Origin of the sequence: Ochrobactrum sp. SFR4, assembly GCF_019730395.1 — a bacterium.
In the GTDB taxonomy this organism is placed as follows: Bacteria; Pseudomonadota; Alphaproteobacteria; order Rhizobiales; family Rhizobiaceae; genus Pseudochrobactrum.
The window spans coordinates 1-22482 of the sequence record NZ_JAAPBB010000023.1; the positions used below are offsets into that span (position 1 = coordinate 1).

Annotated in this window: 19 protein-coding genes; 6 read left to right on the forward strand and 13 right to left on the reverse strand. The window is 49.5% G+C overall.

Translation table 11 applies throughout. The features are described from left to right. Window positions 1-189 precede the first annotated feature (189 nt). The 8 genes from HBA93_RS16695 to HBA93_RS16730 all read right to left on the reverse strand — a co-directional run bounded on the left by HBA93_RS16695 (window position 190) and on the right by HBA93_RS16730 (window position 10404). Window positions 190-1500 carry an amidase gene (locus HBA93_RS16695; RefSeq protein WP_221724029.1) on the reverse strand — a complete coding sequence of 437 codons (1311 nt, stop codon included), beginning with the start codon at window positions 1498-1500 and terminating at the stop codon, window positions 190-192. 100 nt (window positions 1501-1600) lie between these two features. Next, on the reverse strand, window positions 1601-2569 hold the full coding sequence (locus HBA93_RS16700; RefSeq protein ID WP_122007349.1) for an ABC transporter ATP-binding protein: 969 nt from the start codon (window positions 2567-2569) through the stop codon (window positions 1601-1603). Next, window positions 2562-3575, reverse strand: a complete 1014-nt coding sequence (locus HBA93_RS16705) for an ABC transporter ATP-binding protein (protein ID WP_221724019.1) — start codon at window positions 3573-3575, stop codon at window positions 2562-2564. Before HBA93_RS16705 ends, HBA93_RS16700 begins: the two co-directional genes overlap by 8 nt. Further along, window positions 3572-4393 carry an ABC transporter permease gene (locus tag HBA93_RS16710; protein ID WP_121994288.1) on the reverse strand — a complete coding sequence of 274 codons (822 nt, stop codon included), beginning with the start codon at window positions 4391-4393 and terminating at the stop codon, window positions 3572-3574. The genes HBA93_RS16705 and HBA93_RS16710 overlap by 4 nt, the downstream gene beginning before the upstream one ends. A 4-nt stretch (window positions 4394-4397) precedes the next feature. Beyond that, the gene (locus tag HBA93_RS16715; RefSeq protein WP_221724020.1) at window positions 4398-5333 is read right to left on the reverse strand and encodes an ABC transporter permease; all 936 of its coding nucleotides are present in this window, start codon (window positions 5331-5333) and stop codon (window positions 4398-4400) included. A 236-nt stretch (window positions 5334-5569) separates the two neighbouring features. Continuing rightward, complete coding sequence (locus HBA93_RS16720) at window positions 5570-7171, reverse strand: ABC transporter substrate-binding protein (RefSeq protein WP_121994290.1); 1602 nt, start codon at window positions 7169-7171, stop codon at window positions 5570-5572. A gap of 84 nt (window positions 7172-7255) precedes the next feature. Next, on the reverse strand, window positions 7256-8887 hold the full coding sequence (locus HBA93_RS16725) for an amidohydrolase (RefSeq protein WP_221724021.1): 1632 nt from the start codon (window positions 8885-8887) through the stop codon (window positions 7256-7258). A 365-nt stretch (window positions 8888-9252) separates the two neighbouring features. Continuing rightward, on the reverse strand, window positions 9253-10404 hold the full coding sequence (locus HBA93_RS16730; RefSeq protein ID WP_221724022.1) for a M20 aminoacylase family protein: 1152 nt from the start codon (window positions 10402-10404) through the stop codon (window positions 9253-9255). A 316-nt stretch (window positions 10405-10720) separates the two neighbouring features. On the opposite strand from HBA93_RS16730, the gene HBA93_RS16735 reads away from it, so the two are divergent. From HBA93_RS16735 to ada, 3 genes are all read left to right on the forward strand, one after another. Then, window positions 10721-12190: a patatin-like phospholipase family protein gene (locus tag HBA93_RS16735; protein ID WP_221724023.1), complete on the forward strand. Its 1470-nt coding sequence runs from the start codon at window positions 10721-10723 to the stop codon at window positions 12188-12190. 262 nt (window positions 12191-12452) lie between these two features. Then, the gene (gene alkB / locus HBA93_RS16740) at window positions 12453-13103 is read left to right on the forward strand and encodes a DNA oxidative demethylase AlkB (protein WP_221724024.1); all 651 of its coding nucleotides are present in this window, start codon (window positions 12453-12455) and stop codon (window positions 13101-13103) included. A 179-nt stretch (window positions 13104-13282) separates the two neighbouring features. Beyond that, on the forward strand, window positions 13283-14365 hold the full coding sequence (gene ada, locus HBA93_RS16745; protein WP_221724025.1) for a bifunctional DNA-binding transcriptional regulator/O6-methylguanine-DNA methyltransferase Ada: 1083 nt from the start codon (window positions 13283-13285) through the stop codon (window positions 14363-14365). 56 nt (window positions 14366-14421) lie between these two features. Here ada and HBA93_RS16750 read toward each other — a convergent pair whose 3' ends face one another. From HBA93_RS16750 to HBA93_RS16760, 3 genes are all read right to left on the reverse strand, one after another. Next, window positions 14422-14871 carry a DUF411 domain-containing protein gene (locus HBA93_RS16750; protein ID WP_286202003.1) on the reverse strand — a complete coding sequence of 150 codons (450 nt, stop codon included), beginning with the start codon at window positions 14869-14871 and terminating at the stop codon, window positions 14422-14424. 37 nt (window positions 14872-14908) lie between these two features. Then, window positions 14909-16090, reverse strand: coding sequence for a calcium:cation antiporter (locus tag HBA93_RS16755; RefSeq protein ID WP_221724026.1), 1182 nt, complete (start codon window positions 16088-16090; stop codon window positions 14909-14911). Between the two features lie 201 nt (window positions 16091-16291). Continuing rightward, window positions 16292-16819, reverse strand: coding sequence for a ClbS/DfsB family four-helix bundle protein (locus HBA93_RS16760; RefSeq protein ID WP_221724027.1), 528 nt, complete (start codon window positions 16817-16819; stop codon window positions 16292-16294). 332 nt (window positions 16820-17151) lie between these two features. Here HBA93_RS16760 and HBA93_RS16765 point away from each other — a divergent pair, with 332 nt between their 5' ends. Both HBA93_RS16765 and HBA93_RS16770 read left to right on the forward strand, forming a co-directional pair. Continuing rightward, window positions 17152-17811, forward strand: a complete 660-nt coding sequence (locus HBA93_RS16765) for a hypothetical protein (protein WP_075657618.1) — start codon at window positions 17152-17154, stop codon at window positions 17809-17811. 167 nt (window positions 17812-17978) lie between these two features. Further along, window positions 17979-18371: a hypothetical protein gene (locus HBA93_RS16770; RefSeq protein WP_122092712.1), complete on the forward strand. Its 393-nt coding sequence runs from the start codon at window positions 17979-17981 to the stop codon at window positions 18369-18371. A 409-nt stretch (window positions 18372-18780) separates the two neighbouring features. Here HBA93_RS16770 and HBA93_RS16775 read toward each other — a convergent pair whose 3' ends face one another. After that, window positions 18781-19446 (reverse strand): response regulator transcription factor, encoded by a 666-nt coding sequence (locus tag HBA93_RS16775; protein WP_121994297.1) that lies wholly within the window; start codon window positions 19444-19446, stop codon window positions 18781-18783. Window positions 19447-19938: 492 nt separating this feature from the next. On the opposite strand from HBA93_RS16775, the gene HBA93_RS16780 reads away from it, so the two are divergent. Continuing rightward, a complete protein-coding gene (locus tag HBA93_RS16780) occupies window positions 19939-20706 on the forward strand; it encodes a Crp/Fnr family transcriptional regulator (protein ID WP_221724028.1) in 768 nt (255 codons plus the stop codon). A 77-nt stretch (window positions 20707-20783) separates the two neighbouring features. Here HBA93_RS16780 and HBA93_RS16785 read toward each other — a convergent pair whose 3' ends face one another. Next, window positions 20784-22067, reverse strand: a complete 1284-nt coding sequence (locus HBA93_RS16785; protein WP_122092710.1) for a solute carrier family 23 protein — start codon at window positions 22065-22067, stop codon at window positions 20784-20786. Window positions 22068-22482 lie beyond the last annotated feature (415 nt).

Here is a 22482-nt window from a genome sequence, read left to right on the forward strand (position 1 = left end):
ATCCGGCCCCAATCACCCAAAAAACACCACCAAATATATCAAATCGCCAAACCAAACCCTTGTTTCGACTCACAAATCCAGAATCAAAATGCCTGAAGGATGAGAATCGGTGGAACAAACCTGCAAAAAACAAACACCGCCAAAATTAATTGGCGGCGTTTTTGTCATTTATGATTCCCGTGAAACATTTTATGCGCTCAGCAAAGCTTCCACGGCTACTCCAATAGCCAGAATTTTGCGGTCAGAACCATTACGGCCAACCAGCATCAGTCCTGCCGGACGCCCCGGCATTGGCATCGGAATGGAAAGCGCCGTCATCGCGAACTGATTCACAATCTGCGTATTGCGCAGATACAGAGTTTCAAACCGGTCATATTCCGGCTCATCATTCTCGACCTGAGCAATCGGGACTGCTTTGACAGGCGTTGTCGGCAATACCACAACATCAAATGCAGACATCATCTCATCCGCCTGTTTGACCAGTTCACCGCGGAATGCCAGCAATGACTCATATTCCGAAGCCGGAATTTTTAAACGTTCACGCAACGGGACGCTGACACGCACATCAACCGGCATTGATAAATCATTCAGCCACTCTTTATGTATATGTGCTGCTTCAATGCCGGTAAGCGATCCTTTATTCGGACCTGTGCGCAATGTATTAATAAGAGTGTCAAAGCTGCACTCTGTAAATACCGCACCGGCAGCCTCCAGTTTTTTCAACACAGACTGATAGGCCGCAGCTACGTCCTCTTCCATATCCTGCAGCACAATGCCCTGCGCAATACCGACTTTAAGACCTGCAAGATCAATCTTCTCTAATGGCAGCGGCGCTTCACCGGCCATAATCGCATCGGCATCCGCACAAGCCGCAACGGTCTTCGCCAAAGGCCCGACGGAATCGAGCGTTGGCGACAGCGGGAACGCACCTTCCAGCGAAACGCGCCCATGCGTCGGTTTAAAACCAACAACGCCATTCAAAGCTGCCGGAATACGAACAGAACCGCCGGTATCAGAGCCAATGGCAATATCACATGTGCCCTCACCGGCACTCACAGCGGCACCCGAAGACGAACCACCGGCAACAAGACGTGCATCGTAAGCATTACCCGGCACCGGATAATGCGGATTAAGCCCGACAGCCGTAAAGGCAAATTCTGTCATATGAGTTTTACCGATAATAATCGCACCAGCTTTACGCAAACGCTCAACAATCACCGCATCTTTGCCCGCAGGTTCAGCCGTTTTGCGAATGATGGAGCCTGCAAGATTTGGCTCCCCCGCCACATCGAACAGGTCTTTGATAGAAACAATCTTGCCATCCAAAGGCCCGAGGCTTTCGCCTCTTGCTGCACGCTGATCGGCTGCATCAGCCTCAACGCGTGCTGTATCCGGATAAAGTTTCACATAAACCGCTTCCGTGGCCTTGCGCTCTTCAAGACGTGTTAAAATTGCATCCAGTCTTTGACGTGCCGACAATTCAGTGCCCTCAGTTTTCATTTCAGTCACGATATCACTCTTATTATATTAAAAGGCCACGAGCCGTATGCCGGTTCATGGCCTTTTCACTCTTTATATTAAGTATCCGTCTCAGATTTTATCACTGCGCGATAAACCGGACTTTATGGCTGTCCGCGACCGGCAGAAGTTCCGTGACCGGCGGGACAGTATAAACATCATGCTTACCGAATTCGCGCGGATAATAATCATATCCGGCCGGCGGCGGCGGTGCATCATCCATACCTGTGCGCTCTTCCCCGCGAACAATCGCAAACGGATCCGGAATAGCCCCCATCAGCCGTCGCGTATAAGGATGTGTCGGATTGGCGAAAACATCCTGCCACGGTCCTTGTTCCACAACCTGACCGAAATACATCACCGCAACGCGGTCACTCATATGTTCAACCACACTCAGATCGTGACTGATCATAATGTAAGACAGTTGCAGTTCATCCTTCAGTTCCAGCAACAGATTGATGATCTGTGCACGGATTGACACGTCCAGCGCCGAAACCGGTTCATCCAGCACCACAACTTTCGGATTAAGAACCAGCGCGCGGGCAATACCGATACGCTGTCGCTGACCACCGGAAAATTCATGCGGCAAGCGTTTAGCCTGCTCTGGCTTCAGACCAACAAGCTTCATCGTGTTCTCAACACGGTCATTAAGTTCCGACTTTGTCGTCACACCCTGCAAGCGCAGCGGTGCGGCAAGCGAGGTGTAAATCGTCTGGCGAGGATTGAGCGACGCATAAGGATCCTGAAAAACCATCTGCGCCATCTGCGCCCGTTCAAGACGGCTTGGCCCTTTTTCTCCGGTAATCGGCTTGCCTTCAAAATAGATTGTGCCCGAAGTCGGCTTTTGCAGGCCAAGGATTGTCAGCGCCAGTGTGGATTTACCGCAACCGGATTCCCCCACAATGGAAAGACACTCACCTTTATGCAGATCAAGACTGAAATTATTGACCGCACGAACAGCCTGTGTCGAAGCACGAAACAGACCGGCCGTTACCGGAAAATGAACATTGAGATTATCAATACGCAACAGCGGCGTGTTCTGATCACTCATGATGATAGCACCTCACGAATCCGCGTTTTGTTTCTGCATCCGAAGCCTTGACGATCGTATGCTCGAGCGCTGTTTGCGGTGGCACTTTGCTCAGGCAAATATCGGTCGCCCGTGTACAACGCGGCTGAAACCGGCAGCCTTTCGGAAAAGCCGAGATAGAAGGTACAACACCTTCAATTTCCTGCAGGCGTTTACGCTCTTCAGGCTTGCGCTGTCCCAGAACCGGCAGGGAACTCAACAGACCGTGCGTATAAGGATGTGCCGGATGACCAAACAGATCCGCTACATTCTGCTCTTCAACCAAATGACCGGCATACATCACACCGACGCGCTTGCACATTTTGGCAATCACACCAAGATCATGGCTGATCATCAGCACAGAGGTTCCGCGTGAAGAGCACAATTCCTGCATCAGTTTCAGAATTTCCGCCTGAACTGTCACATCAAGTGCCGTTGTCGGCTCATCCGCGATCAGCAGATCCGGATTACAGGCCAGTGCAATAGCAATCATCACACGCTGGCGCATACCGCCGGACATCTGATGCGGATAATTTTTTACACGACTTTCCGGCGCAGGCACATGCACCTGCCCCAAGGCTGCGATAGCTTTCTTTTCTGCTTCATGCCATGTCGCCCCCTGATGGAGCACAAACATTTCCGCAATCTGCCGTCCCACTGTCGCCAGCGGATTAAGCGCTGTCATCGGCTCCTGAAAAATCATCGCAATACGGCTGCCGCGTAATTTACGCATGTCGCGACTGCTGAGTTTCCGTAAATCCTGACCTTTAAACAGGATTTCACCGGAACTGACCTCCAGCGGGCGGTTCAGCAAGCCCATAATAGAAAGCGAAGTAATAGATTTTCCGCAACCGGACTCCCCTACCAGACCGAAAGTTTCACCCGCGCCAATCGAGAATGAAACATTCTCGACCACGTTAAAGCGGGTTTCACCGGAGACCATATCAATATGAAGGTTTTTAACTTCTAAGAGTGGTGCATCGCTCATGATTTGCGGCTCCTCATATGCGGATCCAGCACATCGCGCAGGCCATCACCAAACAGATTAAGCCCAAGAACTGTCAGGAAGATTGCAAGCCCCGGGAAAATAGCTGCCCATGGTGCAATCGCAATCAACTCCCGTGCATCAGTGAGCATACTTCCCCAGCTCGGGAATGGCGGACGAATACCAAGACCGAGATAGGAAAGCGCTGCTTCTGCCAGAATAGCATCGCCCATGCCGAGCGTACCGATAACCAGAATAGGCCCGATCATATTTGGCAAAATCTGGGTAATCATAATACGGATATCACTATAGCCCAGTGTTTTTGCCGCCTGCACATAGCCTTGTTTTTTAAGGGACAGCGCAGAGGAGCGGGCAATACGACAAGTCCACGACCAGTTGGTCAGACCGAGTGCGATCAACAGGCTGCCAAGACCAGGGCCGAGGATCGCCATAATTGCCAGTGCGAAGATCAGCGACGGGATCGACAGCATGACATTGGTCAGACCACAGACGAAATCATCCCAGCGTCCGCCGAAATAACCGGCCGAAATGCCCATTGTCAGGCCAATCAGCGTATTGATGATCTGTGAAACAATACCAACAGTCAGCGAAATCCGCGCACCATAGAGCACACGGCTGAACACGTCGCGTCCCTGTGCATCAGTACCAAACCAGAAATCACCATCCGGCGGCAGTTCCGCATTGATCAGATCGGCATCCAGCACCGGATCATAATGTGCCAATAAAGGAGCGAAAATACCGGCGGCCAGAATAACCACACAGAGCACTCCGCCGAATAACAGATTGAAACGTAATCTCATGGCGCTACTCGTGGCTGATGCGCGGATCAATGACCGCATAAAGAATATCGACAATCGTATTGATGATCAGGAACCATAATACGATCATGAGGATAGCGCCCTGCACCACCGGAATATCACGCATCGACACGCTGTCCACCAGCAAAGAACCAAGCCCCGGCCATGAAAACAGTTTTTCGATCACCACGGCTGCGCCCATCAGCGAGCCGAATTGCAGACCGACAGTGGTGATAATCAGAACCAGCGCATTACGCACCAGATGCCATGTAACAAGACGATAGGCATTCATGCCTTTGGAACGCGCAGTACGGATAAAATCCGCGCCCATCACTTCCAGCACTGCAGCACGGGTTGTACGCGCCAGCAAAGCCAGCGGCGCAACACTTAAGGTGACTGCAGGGAGAATAAGATTGCGGATACCACCGTCACCATAGCCAAAGCTCGGCAACCAGCCCAAAGTCAGCGCGAAGAAATACATCAGCAGCAGACCGAGCCAGAACTGCGGCAATGACAAGCCGGAAACGGCGCCAATCATCGTAATTGTATCTAATATGCTGCCGGGTCGCAGCGCCGCAATAAAGCCAAGCGGCACACCGATCAGAACCGCGAGCGTCATTGCTGCAATCGCCAGCTTCATGGTCGGCCACATGCGCTCCGTCAGCACCTGCGTTACCGACTGACGGGTACGAAATGATTTGCCTAAATCAAACTGCACCAGATTGACAATATAAGAGCCGAACCGTTCATAAACCGGCCTGTCGAGACCGAATTCCTTGTTCATCTGCTCAACAACTTTAGGATCGTTACGCCCTTTGCCGTCAGCAATCTGACTGGACGTAAAGCTGCCCGGAATAACACTGAAAATAACGAAGATAATCAGAGACACCGCCAGAATGGTCGGGATCATCTGCAAAACCCGTCTGATAATAAATCGAAGCAACCTGTGTGCTCCTTCCTCCGGTATATCGGGGAAACGGAACCATCTCTGCGAGCCGTAAATCACACAGATTGATTGTGCTCCGCTTCAGGATGATACCGATATGCGACAAAACTAAACTTCAGATCATGTACGGGAAGCTGAAACAGCGCTCCGGTCTCATGCTCTGAAGACTGCAACGGAGCCGGAGAACAGATAAACCGCTCTCCGGCACGCCTGATAATCAAACCTGATTGCGCTTAGCGGCCGCCTGGCACGCTGTCGTCAACCCAGAGTTCCTCATAAGACTGAATTGCAAGTTCGGCAGAGTTTGGCTGTAAGCCGTGCAGCCATGGCTGATAAGCAATGACGGCTTTGTTGTAATTGAAGAACCAATATGGTGCTTCATCCTGCAGGATATTGTTGGCTTTGCGCAGCAATTCGTTGCGCTCATCCTCAGACTTGGTCTGCTGAGCAGCCTCGTACAACTTGTCAAATTCAGCATTGTTGAACTTGGTGTAGTTACAAGACGACTGCGGTGTCTTGGAATAGAAGCACTGCAGCGCAGTCAGAGGATCCGGACCACTTTCCAGCGACCACAGGAAAGACTGGAAGTCGCCACCCGGCACAACTTCAGACAGAACAGCTGCTTCAACAGGCTTTGTCTTCAGCTTGATACCGACTTTAGCCAGCATCGGAATGATTGCTTCAGCAATGGTCAGGCCATAGCTTTCATTCTGTGTTGCAGTGACTTCAAACTCAAAACCGTCCGGATAACCGGCTTCAGCGAGCAGAGCCTTCGCTTTTTCCGGATCATAAGGATATGGCTGTGCAGCTTTGTCGAAAGCCGGTGAAGACAGCGGCAGCCAGCTTACTGCACGATAAGCTTTGTCTTTAGCCAGACGCTTGATGATCAGATCCGAGTCAATCGCGTAATTGATCGCCTGACGAACACGCTTGTCCTGCAGCGGCTTAACATCCGCGTTGAAACCCATAGCGCGGGTGTAAACTTCCGCAACTTCCAGAATGTTTTTTGAGAGTTCCGGATCAGCCTTATAGGTTACATATTGTGCAGGTCCGAGAACCGAAACATCCACTTCCTTATTGCGGAAAGCAACGTCACGGGCTGCAGCTTCGCCCATCAGCATAATGTTGATCTTGTCAGCATAAGGCTTGTCTTTGAGATAGAATTTATCCCATTTCACAACGGTCAGGCGTGAACCCGGCACATATTCCGAGAATTTATAAGGTCCGAGACCCACCGGATTGCTCTTGAAGCTGTCTTTGTCCGCTTCGCCGTCCGGATAAATCACAGTGCTCGGCTGCATGAAAATAAAGCCCGGATTCAGTGCTTCATTCAGTGTGACTTCGAGCGTGAAGTCATCAACCTTTTTCAGGCCTTCGATTTCCTGAGACTTACCCTCGGAATAAGCATCCGCACCTTTAATATTGCTGATATAACGAGCGGCCGGATAGGCTTTTCCCGGTGTCATCGCACGTTTATAGCTGTAGATGATATCATCTGCAGTCATCTGCTTGTCGTTATGGAAAAATGCATCCTGACGCAGTTTGAAAGTATGGGTCAGACCGTCTGCCGAAGCGCTGACTTCAGTTGCCAGATCAAGCTGCGGCTTGTTGGCTGTACCATCCCATGCATAAAGACGGCGATGCAGCGCCTTGGTCGGAAATTCGTCCTGCGTTGCAGTGGTTGCCTGATTGTCCAGCGTGCCAAAGCTTGAACCGTAAGGCGCAACGAAATTAATCGTACCGCCTTTGCGTGGCTCTTCAGCTGACGCATTCATGGCAACACCGGCCAGCAAAGATGCCGCCATTGTCGAGATTAAAGCTATGCGTTTAATCATTGAGAATATCCCCTCCTCAGAATTTATCCCTGTTACTGACCATGTTCTCCGTTCCATGGTCAGAACCTTTCCTGGTTTCCCGCTTTAACGGGTGTAGACAACCTCACCGCCGCGCAATGTCATGATGCATTGCGTATCGCTGAGAATTTCCTCCGGTGTTGCTTCCAGCATATTGCGCGAGAACACGGCAATATCCGCAACCTGACCTGCAACCAGCTTACCTTTCGCAGTCTCCATTTTCTGCGAGAAAGCGCCGTATTCCGTATAGACCTGCAAAGCTTCCTCAATGGAAACGCGCTGATTTTCATCCATTACAGTGCCTTTCCATGTCTTGCGGGTCAGCATTGTATAGATATTCGGGAACGGGTTCGGATGGCAGACAGGGCTGTCACTGCCGGTCGCCGGTTTGAAACCAAGATCACGCCATGTTTTCAGCGGATAGCTCGGGCGGGCGCGTTCATCACCCAGCACAGAGATATAAGCATCGCCGAAATCATAGATGAAAACCTGCTGCGGGCACGGATAAATACCGGCTTTGAGCATGCGCTGATGCTGGGCATCACTGGAAAAACCACAATGTTCAATGCGGTGACGACGATCCGGATCAGGATAAGCAACCAGCGCTTTTTCATAGGCGGTAATCAGTTGTTCAATCGCCATATCACCGATCGCATGGCAGGCAAGCTGATAGCCTTTGGCATGGGCATCCATCACCATCGCCTGCAAATCTTCATCACTGAGAATCTGCACACCGATATTATTCAGATCATCGCCATGATACGGCACCGACATCCATGCGGTTTTGCCCCCTGCAGAACCATCAAGGAATAATTTGACCGCACCGATGGTCAGCATATCGTCGCCGACACCGGAGACCAGACCGCTTTCATAGCATTGCGGCACTACCGATTTGCCCGGATCACCAAGCAGAACCAGCCATGTGCGTACCGGCAGGCGGTTATCGCGCTTAGCAATATTATAGGCGCGGATTTCCTTATAACCGGCGATCTGACCGACCGCCGCATCCATGCAGGAGGTAATGCCGTAGGACAGCAGCATATTACCGCCGTCTTCAATCGCTTCGATAATCTGTTCTTCGCTTGGCTCAGAAATAACAGCGCGCACCAGATCCTGCGCATTTTCAGCCAGCATACCAGTCAGAGCGCCGTTTTTCTGTTCAATCAACCCGCCGTCCGGCACCGCTGTATTTTCATCAACACCGGCAAGCTTCAAGGCATAGGAATTGGCAATGGCCACATGACCACAGGCGCGGGTCAGCAGAACCGGATGCTCAGGCGCCGCTTGATCCAGCTCGGATTTATGCGGATGACGGCCAATATCCAACTTGGTCTGGTCATAGCCGCGCGCCAGAATCCATTCACCTTTTGGCAATGTTGCTGCTTTTGCGCGGATCGCTTCCTGCAGATCAGCCAGTGTCGGCAATGCGGCAGGCGTTGCATCAATCCGCTTCAGAGACAGGCCGGTGGAAATCAGATGCAAATGCGCGTCATTCAGGCCGGGAGTGGCAAATGCACCTTTGAGGTCAACAAGCTCTGTTGTCTCGCCTTTAAACTGCAGAATATCTGCGGCTTTACCGGCGGCCAGCACTTTACCTTGCCAGATGGCCAGTGCTTCAACCGTGCCCTCTTCATAACCGCACCAGATGGTACCGTTGTGTAAAATTTTGTCGGCAATAATCATCCCGCTTGCGGCCATGATGTGCCCTCCCCTTTCATTCTGCTGCAGGCAATCGTCGCTTTGTTCCCGCGCATTGTGCTCTGCAGTATTATCACTATTTCCCGTCATACCGGTTCGCTTTACCCATCCTTGCAAGGTATAAAGCTCCGGCATTTTTTCATCTTTGACAGAAGCCTTTCATTATACGAAATGAAAAGCAAGCTGCGCATTTGTTAAAACTAGACGTTATTTTTACGTCATTTTGCGCAATAAAACTTCGTTTCGACGATTTTTAGAATTTGCGGGCGATCATATGCACAGCCCTCATGGGGCTATGCATAAATTCGATAGATATATCACCTTGGTGATCAGCAAAATTGCAGGCAGATTCGCCCGCTTTATGTCTATACGAGACTGGATTTTGCCATCTGATGGAAGAATGAAGCCCCGCGCTCCAATATTTCATCATTAAAATTATAGCGGCTGGTATGCAACCCGCTGCTGTCACCATTACCAAGGAAAACATAGGCTCCCGGCACAGCTTCCAGCAGGAAGGAGAAATCCTCACTGCCCATCATCGGCACATCCAGTACTTCAAAAGCATCTTCACCAAAGCTGGCAACCGCCACATCTCGTGCCAGTTCATAGGCCTGCTTGTTGTTGATAGTTGCCGGATAGCCCACAGCCCAGTCAAGCTGCACTTCAGCCTGATAGCTTTTTGCCTGAAAGCGGGCAATTTCATCCACGCGATCACGCAATGCTACCCGTACAGACGGATCCATTGCCCGCATGGACAGTTCAAGCACAGCCGTATCCGGAATAATATTGCAGGCAGAGCCGGACTGGAAAGACCCGACTGTTAGCACTGCAGGCTGGTGCGGAGAAATATTACGGGAAACCAGCGTCTGTAAGGCCATCACAATACTGGATGCAACCACAACCGGATCAACGGTCAGTTCCGGCATAGCACCATGACCGCCACTGCCTTTTACAGTCAACGTCAGTACATCAATCGATGCAGCCATCGCACCGGCTTTTGCCGAAAATACCCCTGTCGCCAGTCCCGGCATATTATGAATGGCGAAAACTTGCTCACAAGGAAAACGCTCGAACAATCCGTCTTCAATCATCATTTTTCCGCCGCCGAAATTCTCTTCTGCCGGCTGGAAAATCATGTGAACCGCACCGTTAAAATCCTGATCCTGCGACAGAGCATAGGCTGCTCCCAGCAGCATAGCCGTGTGACCGTCATGACCGCAGGCATGCATCACACCTTCATGCTGGCTTGCATAAGGCAGACCGGTTTCCTCCAAAATCGGCAAAGCGTCAAAATCTGCGCGAAAACCAATTGAACGATTGCTGTCGCCGCGCTTCAGCGATCCGACTACGCCTGTCTGTCCCAGACCACGCGTCACTTCAAAGCCCCATTTTGTCAGATGCTGCGCAATGAATTCCGATGTTTTAAATTCAGATAATCCGATTTCCGGCATCGCATGCAACTGATGCCTTATCTTAATCAGCTCCGGTAAAAAGCTGCTGAAATCAAATTTTCCCATAGCCCACTCCCATTATGCCCCAATGCAAATCACCTGCAAACCAGCGCGTCCATACCGGTTACGAATTCCGCATCACCTGATCAACGCACAACCATATTTGCAGGATCAGTATTTCTTATACTATTCGATGGGCGATATGCACGAACATAAGCACCACCTGTAATTGTTTTTCTTTGTTTTATCTTTCCGCCATTTGAATTTCACTTGCCGGAAACAAACCGCTCTCTTAAAAGTGCTGGATATGCAATAAAACTGACATCTTGCAGGCTGCGGTTGCTGTCTGTTTCAGCCCATGGCCAATAAAACGGAGCAGAATGTGCGTTTATCAATCAGTCTGATTTCTGCTGCGCTTTTTGCTCTGTCCGCCTGCGCGTCCAAAGATGTCGGCCCGATCAACAATCACGAAACCGATATTCAAAGCAAAAGAACCGACTATATCGCCGATCACGGCAATGACGGATCAACCGTTGTAGCGCTGGCCTTTTCAGGCGGCGGAACACGCTCCGCCGCTTTTGCCTATGGTGTGTTGCAGGCGCTGGATGAAACGGTCATTGATGAATATCCCTATAAGCGGCGGTTGATTGATAATGTCAGGCTGGTTTCCGGTACTTCCGGCGGTGCGGTTGCTGCCGCCTATTATGGCATGACAGGCCCTGATCATTATCGCGACTTTCGTGAGAAATTTTTGTACCGCAATGCAGAAGCAGGTCTGCGCACCTCTTTGCTGCACCCAGAAAATGTTATGCGCACCATCGGCGGCGGCCTGAATGACCGCAACGGCTTTGCCCAATGGCTGAACGACAATCTGTTTCATGGCAAAACCTTTGCAGCACTCAGACGCAGTGATGCGCCGACCGTGTGGATTACCGCATCGGACATTTATAACCGCACACCGTTCCACTTTACCGATGATACATTTGAAGCTTTGTGCAGCGATCTCGATAAAGTGCATCTTGCCGATGCTGTAAGTGCCTCGGCTGCAGTCCCTGTGGTGTTCTCTCCTGTCGTTATCTCTGCCATGCACAAAAAGTGCAATTACCAGCCCCCGCAATGGCTTCAAGAGACACTGACCAATCCGGATGTTTCATTAAGGCTCAATGCCTATGCACGCAGCCTCTATGCTTATCGCAATGATCCCAAACAACGCTACATCAAGCTGCTGGATGGCGCATTGACTGATAATATCGGCGTTACTCCTTTTGCTTTAGCACGGGCTGGTGCAAAAAATCCTCACGGTCCTTTGTCTCCGGCCGAGGCGGTCAAATTGCGCAAACTGATTTTCATTGTTGCTGATGCCGGAACCGAAGGGGAAGAGCCATGGGCCACAAACGTACAAGGCCCCGTATTGACCGAGATCGCCGCAGCCACAGTCTATACTGCAATCTCGGCCTCTGTGCGTGAGGGGTTTGACGCGCTGAAACTGGCCACCAATCAATGGCAACAAGATCTCATTCAGTATCGCTGTTCGCTGTCTGCAGCCAAGGTCAAAGAATATCGCGGTACTTTACAAGGCTGGAATTGCAGGGATTTATCCCTGATTGTTGAAGCTGTCAGTTTTCGTGATCTGGATAGTGCCACGCAAGTCCGTCTCAACAAGATTCCGACCCGTTTCAGCCTGCCGAAACAACAGGTTGATCTGGCCATCGCCTCCGGTCGCCAGGCAATTTTACAGCACGAGAAAATTCAGAATGCGGTTCTGGATATTCAGAAATTTGCTCAGGTAAAGCGATCAGAACAGGTTAAGCCGGTTAAACGTGCCCCTGCCGCGCTTCCTGTTTTCCATTAGAGCACTGTGTGCCAGACTTAAAGCGGTTTACGTTCATGTTGGATCGCAGTGTTCGCTCTAGATTCCTTAGTTTGTCGCATTATCCCGACGTCAAGTTGATCCAACTTGACTGTGAAATGCTCTAGCACACAAAACTCGCTCTAACACTTTTAAAATAGATCATAATTTTACTCTCAACTGACCCAAGTTTTTAAAAATTATGCTCTAAGGCTGCTGTCGTTTATACTCATATTTCGTGCCCTTCTCTCATCCGGTTATGACAATGCAAGATCTTTTTTCAGGACTGACCTCCGCGCAACCAGAGCAGGAAAACCTTGCTGAAGGCGCTGTATTGTTACGCGAATTTGCGCTGCCAGCAGAACAAGACCTGCTCTCAAGTCTGTCTGTCATCACCGAACTGGCTCCGTTCCGGCACATGGTTACGCCCGGTGGCTTTACCATGTCTGTTGCTATGAGCAATTGCGGACCACTCGGCTGGGTCAGTGATCGCAGCGGTTACCGCTACAGCCCTGTTGATCCGCAGACCGGCCGGAACTGGCCGCAGATGCCGGAGAGTTTTCTGCAACTTGCCCAAAAAGCAGCGGTCAAAGCCGGATATCCGGATTTTATACCCGATGCCTGCCTCATCAACCGCTATGAGCCAAAGACCAAACTCTCTTTGCATCAGGATAAAGATGAAAAAAGTCCGGATCATCCGATTGTCTCAGTATCGCTGGGTCTGCCTGCCACCTTTCAGTTCGGCGGCTTGAAACGGACAGATCCGGTACTCAAATATGCATTGCAGCACGGCGATGTCGTGGTATGGGGCGGCATATCACGCCTTTATTATCATGGTATCACACCTCTGAAGGACGGAGACCATCCGCTGCTTGGCCGTTACCGCATCAATCTGACCTTCAGAAAAGCGGCTTAGGGCGTGTTGCATATAATCTGATGCTCTATACTCGCCCTTTCGCTTTATTCTAACGCATGTCTTTATCCAAAAACCGATACCCGCTTTTGGGAGACATGCTCAAATTTAAAAAGAAGATTTGCAGTGCAGGAACAAAATTCACGCGATAACCTGTGATCTATTCAAAGAAAGGTAAGATCGTGAACAAGCACGCCCGCATAGACGAACTCCTTGATGATCCGCGCTGGCAGGCCGTGCTGGATCGAAAAACTGATGCCGACGGCACATTTGTTTATGCCATCAGCACGACAGGTATTTATTGCAGGCCGACCTGCCCTTCCCGCAGGCCAAAACCTGAACATACACAAATTTTCGACTATCCCCGTCAGGCTGAAACAGCAGGCTACCGGCCATGTCTGCGCTGTCTGCCGCAGCGTCAGGAAACATTGCAACAACAGCAGAACCGGATTGTTGAAGAGGCTTGCCGCCTGATCCGCGACAATGAAACCGCGCCGGATCTTAGCAGTCTCGCCGCCCATGCCGGCTTCAGCGCATCGCATTTTCATAAGCTGTTTAAGCAGATTACCGGTATCACTCCAAAAAATTATGCACAGTCGCTGCGGATGCAAAGGCTTGAACAGGAACTCAAGAACAATAAGACCTCTGTGACAGAGGCGATTTACAATTCCGGTTATAATGAAAGCAGCAATTTCTATGCCTCAAAAAACAGGCTTTCCGGTATGACCGCATCTGCCTATAAAAAAGGAGGCGCAGACATCATGCTTCAATATGCAATTGCACCCTGTTCCCTTGGTAAAATACTGGTTGCGGCAACATCAAAAGGCATCAGCTCGATTTTACTGGGTGATAATGCTGATGAACTGCTGGACGATCTGAGAAAACGCTTCCCGAAAGCTGAAATCTCTCAGGGTGGCAGTGATTTTGAAGCGACACTGAAGACCTGTCTGGAATTTATAGATCAGCCGCAGCCGCAATTCTCCCTACCGCTGGATATTCACGGCACGGTCTTTCAGCAAAAAATCTGGCAGATTTTGCGTCAGATTCCGCCGGGACAAACTGTCAGCTATGCGGAACTCGCCGGTCTTGCCGGCATGCCGAAAGCGGCGCGTGCAGTTGCCGGTGCCTGTGCGGCCAATCCGGTTGCTGTTGTGGTACCCTGCCACCGCGTTGTGCGCAATGACGGCGGTCTTTCCGGCTATCGCTGGGGTGTGGAGCGCAAACGCACATTGCTCAGCAAAGAGAAAAGTAAGGCACAAGGCTAATCCGGCCTGAGAAGAAAGACTGCAACAGCTCTGCGGCTGTTGCAGTCTTTGAACTATTAATGCTGCGCAAAAACAGAACGTTCCGTCTTTGAAAAACGGATAACCTGATAAGGCTCACTCATATCGCCCTGTTCCATTCCCGGAGATCCTACAGGCATTCCCGGTGCGGCAAGGCCGGCTTTTTCACCGCCCTCAGCAAGAAGTTTTTCAATATCCTGCGCAGGCACATGACCTTCAATAACATGTCCGTCAATAATGGCCGTGTGGCAGGACTGAAGATCATCCGTAACGCCGTATTTGGCTTTGATCGGGTTCAGATCTTCAATATTGTGTTCTTTAATCTCAAAGCCTGCCGCTTTCATGTGGTCGCCCCATGCACCGCAGCAACCGCAATAAGGTGATTTATACAATTCAACCACTTTATTGCTCTGGGCAGATGCTCCGGAAACAAACCCGCTCAGCATTAGGGCAAACATACCGGCACCGGCCACTTGCATAAGTTTCATTTTACAAAATCCTTCTTTGAGCGAATTACGCCATACTTTACGTACTGAACAGCAACACGCTGAAGACAGCAAACAGTGCCAGATGTAAAATCCCCTGAACCGGTGAGGTTTTCTGCCCGATAAAGCTGAAAGCCGTGAGCGCAATTGTCAGCAGAAACAAAATTGTTTCAACGCCGGAAATACCCATTGTCACGGTTTTATTCATCACTAGACCGATAATCAGCACCGCCGGTACAGTCAGCCCCACTGTCGAGACAAAAGCACCGAGACATAAATTGATCGCGCGCTGCATTTCATTATTCAGCGCCGCTTTCACAGCTGTAATCGACTCCGGTGTAAACACAATGATTGCAATCAATACACCGCCGAGTGCTACAGGCGCATTGACCGTCTCAATACCGTAATCAATCAGAATAGCCAGATCATGAGCCAGCAAAACAATCGGCAGGATCATCGCAATCAGAATAACCGAGCGGACAAGGATTGCCCGTTTATCCAATGCAGTTGACGCAGCATTGTCTTGGGTAAGTATATGCGCTTCATTCGCCGGCACGGTCATTTCACCCGATTTCGGTTGAATGAACAACCGGCTGTAACCGCCGATCTGCATCCACAGGAACAGACCATAGACTGCCATTGTAATTGCGGAAAATGCTATCGCCTGCACAAAGTTGAACTCACCGGCGCCGGAAACATAATTCGGCAACACCAGAGCAAGTCCGGTCAAAACGGTAATCAGCGACAAGTAAGTGACAGCGCCCTGCGCATTATATTCCTGCTCACGATAGCGCAAACCGCCCGCCAGCAAACAAAGACCAGCCACAAGATTAAGAATAATCATCATAACGGCAAAAATAGCATCGCGGCCGATTGTCGGGAATTCACCCGGCCCGAGCAGAACCGATGCAATCAGAATAACTTCAATAGAGACAATCGACAGCGTGAGAATAAGCGTGCCGTAAGGTTCACCCAGCTGATGCGCGAGATGATCCGCCTCGCCTACAACGCCAAAGGATGCCATGATGATTGTTGCAAACAGCGCAAGAAAACACAGAACTGCAATTGTGTTGTCAAACGGCTCGCTCAGCCACTGTTTGCCCCAAATGGCAAAAACAGCAACCACAAGCCATGCGATCAGAAGGCGGATAATTGTCAGGGGCGGGAAAAGTGACCGCAGCGATGCAACCTTAGTTACGGCTGGTTCAGATCGTTGTTTCATAAGGGCCTGCTCTCCATCTGCTAGAGCGCATCTGAAAAACAATTTCAGAATAATGCGCGTCATTCAAAAGGGCAGAATGCGGGTCGGAACACTCGGTTCTGATACGCTCTGCACCGGATAGAGGGGCCGTCCCCGTATGATGCAATGGCAGGTCGTCCTGCACTGTGGCTATATAATGATAACAGTCCGCTTTCGCAACCTTTACATCGCCTGAGACTTGTCAGCAGGAAGCGTCTTCAGCCATTTACGCAAGCGCCCATAAGCATTTTTATAAGGCGATGAGGTGTTGAACTGAATCATACGCCCCATCGTCCATTTCTCGTACCAGCCGGCACCATAGAGCGCTTCATCTGTCCGCTCTGAAATCTGCTGAATAATTGTTTCTTTGGCGACCTTTAAACGCAACAACAGAGCTTCATAAGTCAGCACATCATAATCACTGTAAAACTTCTGAGCCAGTCTGCCCAGCTCGTTCCATTTAAACCCCGTCTCCGGAAAATCGATCTGCTCACCGGCGCGGTCTTTCTCCAGCCATTTAATCACGAGCTCATTCCAGCCGGTGAGATAAGCCAGCAGATCCTTCACGCTCATCTGTGTATCTTTGACATGACCGGCGAGACTTTTCTCTGTAGTCCTGCCGGCCGGAACCTTTCGGATGATCCGGATCAGATTGTCAAAATTTATGCTGACAGCTTCGATCAGCTCGTCCTTCGTCTGCGGAATCGCCATGGAATCTCACCTGAATTCTGTTGATCTGCTCATGCAACAGCAAATTTAAGCCACCCGCTGATACGCAACTTTGCGTAAATCTTACGTTTTAACAAAACAGAAAAACAGCTCCGGTTTAGAGAAATCATAGACAATAGGGATAATAAATTTACAGGCAGGTAAAGAAAGCCAATCAATATTATTACTCTGATTAATCAATTTTCCAGCATTTCAAAGTCCGAAACATACCTACAATCAGTTTCAGCAAAGCAAATCCGCTTTGTCAGCATATGTCATCAAACAATCAAGCCACACAAAGCCGGGCGTTCTCGCGCCCCGGAAAGGAGTTAGCTATGGCTAAACTGGGTATCCTATTGTGCGCTGGTATTATCAGTATTACTGGCGGTAACGCATTGGCGCAGTCCTTTACAATGGACAATAATGCCAATTCAAACTCTCAGTCAGGGGCAACGGCGATTGCCATTGGCAGTTCCAATACCTCCCCGAACAGGATCAGAACAACTGTTCCTGCGATTTCTCCGGGGCTGGTAGCTGCAGGTGTTCATTCCTGCGCGGGTTCAGCCAGTGCTGGCATCGGTGCAACAGGCTGGGGTTTTGGTATCGGTTCGACCTATGAAATGAAGGAGTGTAACCGCCGCGCCTATGCGTCAGCTCTGGCAGGTCTCGGGCACAGAAGCGCTGCCCTTGATCTGGTCTGTCTCAACAAAGAGGTTCGCGCCTCATTGAATGCGACAGGTATTGTCTGCCCTTCTCAGGGGGTGGCTGCACGGCAGGTTTCATACCGCACCACGCCGACAGCCGTAGCATCCGCTTCAGTTGCCCCCGCTCCGCGCGTACAGAGAGCCTCTGCCCCCGCCCCCGTCGGCAACAAACGGACTTACTCTGCGAAAGCCCTTGGTCTTTCCAGCAGTGATCTGGAGGCCAAAGGCTGCACCCTGCGTAATGACGCGCAAAGAGGCCGTGCCTGGTTCTGCCCGCGTCCTGTCATGTGAGCAGACAGGCAGAGCATGAAAATCAACCACATGACAAAGATTTTGCCATTCGTGGATATAGCCTTTTGCCCATGGCCAGGCCTTCTGAACGGCCATGGGCAGCGGGATATATCGTCGGATATATCTGGCAAACGGGAGATTTGCCATAACAGTTGGAGGATATAAAAATGAAAAGACTTCTTGCTTTTGCAGCAGTGTCAGCACTGGCTCTTGCCGGAGCACTGCCTGCATCCGCACAAACAGTTGAATGGGGCGGCGGCTTTGTCGGCCAGTCCATGGGTAATTCAGCTGTCAGTGGTGGCGGTTTCTTAGGAGCCGGTTCCACCGCTCAGGGCTATGGCACAACCAATGGCTGGGCAACCACAACCGGTATCGGTGGTGGTGTCGTGGTACCGGGCTTTGGTATCGGTGCTTCCGGATCACTCTACAGTTCCGGTATTTCCGGTCAGTCAGGCGCCGTTGCAAACTCGGGTACCGGGTTTCTCGGAGGCTCGTCTTCAGCCAGTGCAACCGGTGGTGCAATGGGCTCATCCTCAGGCTTTGTCAGTATCAAACCCTGACTATCGCTGGATAATGTATTTTCTTGATGTCAGCGGTAATAACAATCGCAGACAACCTGAAACTTACTCTTCGCCCCCAAAGAGTAAAATAACGGGAAGTTTCTACTTCTTCCGTTTCGAAAAGAATGAGAGTCCGAATCAATAGGATACCCGCTCTCATTCTGTAGGAGTGGACAACATCCACTCCTACACAATTTCAATGTTTCAACCGGCACAAGCGGGTCAGCCGGTTAGAGCGCATCCTGATAAGGATGAAACGCCTTCGCGTGAAAATCAGGGCACTGGACTGATTTTTTGTCCCGCTCTGATCGGGATATTTAAAACTCCGAATTTGAAAATTATTTGAGCGCAAAGAAATCCTCACACCTTGCAATGCGCTCAAATAATTTTCTCAATGTCGGAGAATATATTAAAATACATTTTGATATAAATTATTCAGTTTATAGGCGACTTCAGTTCGGTTTGTAGCACCGAATTTCTTCATAATATTATGCATATGAACTTTGACTGTCGCTTCACTCATATTCAGCTCATAAGCAATCAATTTATTTGCTTTTCCCTGCCGCAACAGCTGAATGACCTGAATCTCACGGGCAGTAAACAACCCGCTTAACTCATGACCGTCTGTCTTTTTGGTCTGTGCTCTTCCCGCAATGCTGGTTGCCGGTATAAATGTTCCACCTGCCATCGCCAGATGAACAGCCTCAACACAAACGCGGATACCAACAGAGGTCGGAATATAACCGCGGGCTCCAAGCTCTATGGCACAGACGACCTGATCCCAGTCCTCACATTCAGACAGCAAGATAAGTGGTACAGGATCCCATTCAGCTTTGATGGTTTTAATTTCACCGGAAAGCTCCGGATCCGTTACTTTCCTTGTACCTATATGCAGTAATAAAACTGCTGCACTCAAACCGGCAGATTCAGCGTCGCTATGCTCCAATGTTTCGTAACAAACAATCGGCAGCCTCAAACCTGTATTAAGTAAACCATTATATAGACATTCACGATCAAGATTATTTTTGCAAATGAGAACAAGACGTTTCTCCAGATTTTTCTCTGCGATCATCATCTTATACTCCCCTGCACCTTCGGAAGCTGCCCTGTATTGCATTCCCCCGATCCTCCCTACTCTACTTTACAATCATTCATCTTATACTTGATGATTTTATTCATAATAAGCACGCAAGCAGCTTCACACCATCTGCGTTGCTTGAACAAAACTAATGCTGATAGTTTGAATTATTGCTTTTATAGGATAAGCTTGTCCTTAACCTAAGTTAGCAAAAATAAATTTTATAAATATGTGTGCCGAAATTTAATTACACAAATAGGGGTAACAACTACATCTTTTGATCTAGTGAGTTTCCGGCAAAAACGAAACGGGTTCTGTGCTGGATCGTGTATAAAAACAAATAAATAGAGCATTTCCAAAGTTTAAGTTTAATTCCGGAAATGTTCAGACACGCATTCCGAATGCCTGGAAAATGGTTTTCGGCAGAAAATCCATAAAATAACGCCATCAATTCGGCGGTTCAGTTTTAGTAAGAGCGGGGGGAGGAGGATGCACAATAAATCGCAAAATACCAATGGCGTTACCAACGCTCTGTCAGAGCTTCTCACATCGCCGCCTATTTCAGCCGACTTCGGCACAACAGAACTTCAGGCCATCTCCGGTTTGCAAGTTGAGGAACGTCATTTTCAAACAGATCAGTCGATCATTAATCAGGGTGAACGCATCCGTAGTATCCATCTCGTGCAAAGCGGATGGGGCTGTGTCTATCGTGACCTGTCAAACGGGGAAAGACAGGTATTGGATTTTCCGATGCGTAGTGATTTTGTCGGTTTAAGAACAGCTGCAGGACGCAGTTATAATACTGTTGCCGCTATTACACCTATGACCGTCTTTGAGATCCCGTTGAACTCTCTTGCCCATGCCATCAACAATGCTCCAAAACTCAGTTTTGTTCTCATCGAACTTTTTGCCCGGCAACGATCTATGCTGATTGAACATATCACGAATATCGGCTGCCGAAGTGCTTTGGTCAGAACCGCACATTTGTTGCTGGAACTGGGAGACAGAGCCAAAGCGTGTGGCATGGGCGAAGATACGGGGTTCTTCTGTCCTATCACGCAATATCAGCTTGCAGATGCACTGGGACTAAGCCCGATCCATATGAACCGCATGTTACGCGAATTAAGAGAAGAAGGGCTTCTGATCTTCAAAAACAGCAGAGTCGAATATTTAAACCGCAAGGGTCTGATTTATCTCGCTGAATATGACGGCGAGTTTATGAATATGTCCGTTTTCGACCGGGCGACACTGCATTAAAAATTAGGATATTGTCTATAATAAACACTAAATTAAACACTGGCCGGAACGTCTCCGGCCAGTGTTTTGCTATGTAATTAAGCCGTCTCGCGGCGGCCAATACCAAGAAGCTGATATAAAACCAGTGCAGCAAGAGTGGAGGTACCGATACCCCCCAACGCAAAATCACCGATCGTTACAGTAAAATCACCGGCACCGAAAATCAGTGCCACACCAACGGTGAAGAGATTGCGCGGATCAGCAAAATCAACCTTATTCACAACCCAGATACGGGCCATTGCAGAAGCAATCAAACCAAAAACAGATACCGCCAGACCAGCCAGAACCGGAGCCGGAATAGTCTGAAGAATTGCACCGAATTTTGGTGAAAGGCTCAAAGCCAGAGCAACAATTGCAGCAATAACAAAGACAAGTGTCGAATAAACTTTGGTCATTGCCATAACGCCGATGTTTTCTGCATAGGTTGTTACACCTGTGCCACCGCCGGAGCCGGAAACCATTGTTGCCAGACCATCAGCAAAAAAACCTCTGCCAATATAGCGATCCATATTCTGACCGGTAATGGAGCCGAGTGCTTTAATATGGCCAAGATTTTCAGCAACCAGAACAATAGCAACCGGCGCAATCAATGTAATTGCCGACCAGCTGAATTCCGGCTTCACAAAATGCGGCAGACCAAACCATGCAGCTGCACCAACGGCATCAAAATTAATACCTGGCACCAGCCCCAATCCGTTACCGAAGATCAGAACAAGCAGATAACCAAAGACCAGTGCCAGAAGAACTGCAACGCGACGCGTTGCTCTCGGACCATAGGCGGAAATAATCGCCATACACAGAACCGTCATCAGAGCGATCGTAATATGCGCATGCGTTCCTTTAAGCTGGCTGACAGCAACAGGAGCAAGGTTCAAACCGATAGCCACACCGATTGCACCGGTTACAGCCGGCGGCATCAGTCTTTCCACCCAACCTGTGCCAACGCCCATGACAATAAGGCCAATCAAAGCATAAAGTGCACCACAGGCAATAATCCCGCCTAATGCAACGCCAATATTGGCATTAGCACCGCTACCGCCATAGCCTGTCGCAGCAATAACAACGGCAATGAAAGCGAAAGAGGAACCAAGATAGCTTGGTACGCGACCACCGGTGATCAGAAAGAACAATAAAGTTCCGATACCGGAAAAGAAAACCGCGACATTCGGATCAAACCCCATAATCAGCGGCGCAACAATTGTGGAACCGGACATTGCAAGCAAATGCTGAATCCCCATCGGGACTGCAGCAGATGTTGGCAAGCGTTCATCGGGTAAAACGGTGACGTTGTTGGTCAAACGCCAGGTTGGAAAATAAGCCATATTGTCCCCTTACATAATATGCGTTTTTTCTTTACCTATTTGTGTCAAAGATATCCACGAAGTTCAGTGTAAAGACCGGTGCAAATAGCCAAATTACACTGAAAACATGGATTGCATACAAAGATACAGTACTGCTGAGCGGCGTATCATTTTCTTAAAGGTAAACTGTTTTTCAGATTAAGCATCTGCCATTTAACTTGAACACCCGCTCAAAGTTAACAAGTATATTTTGTCATCAACATATAATTTAAAACATAGAAGCATGAACATTATTATCTATATTACAGTAATTACTGTAAATACAGGCGATTAATCAAATAGCCAACTCTTTAGCAGAGGACACGACGATAATGCAGTGTCACATATTGCGGAGCAGATAGGCGAGTATTTCGCCCGGGAGCGGCGCGTTTTTGAT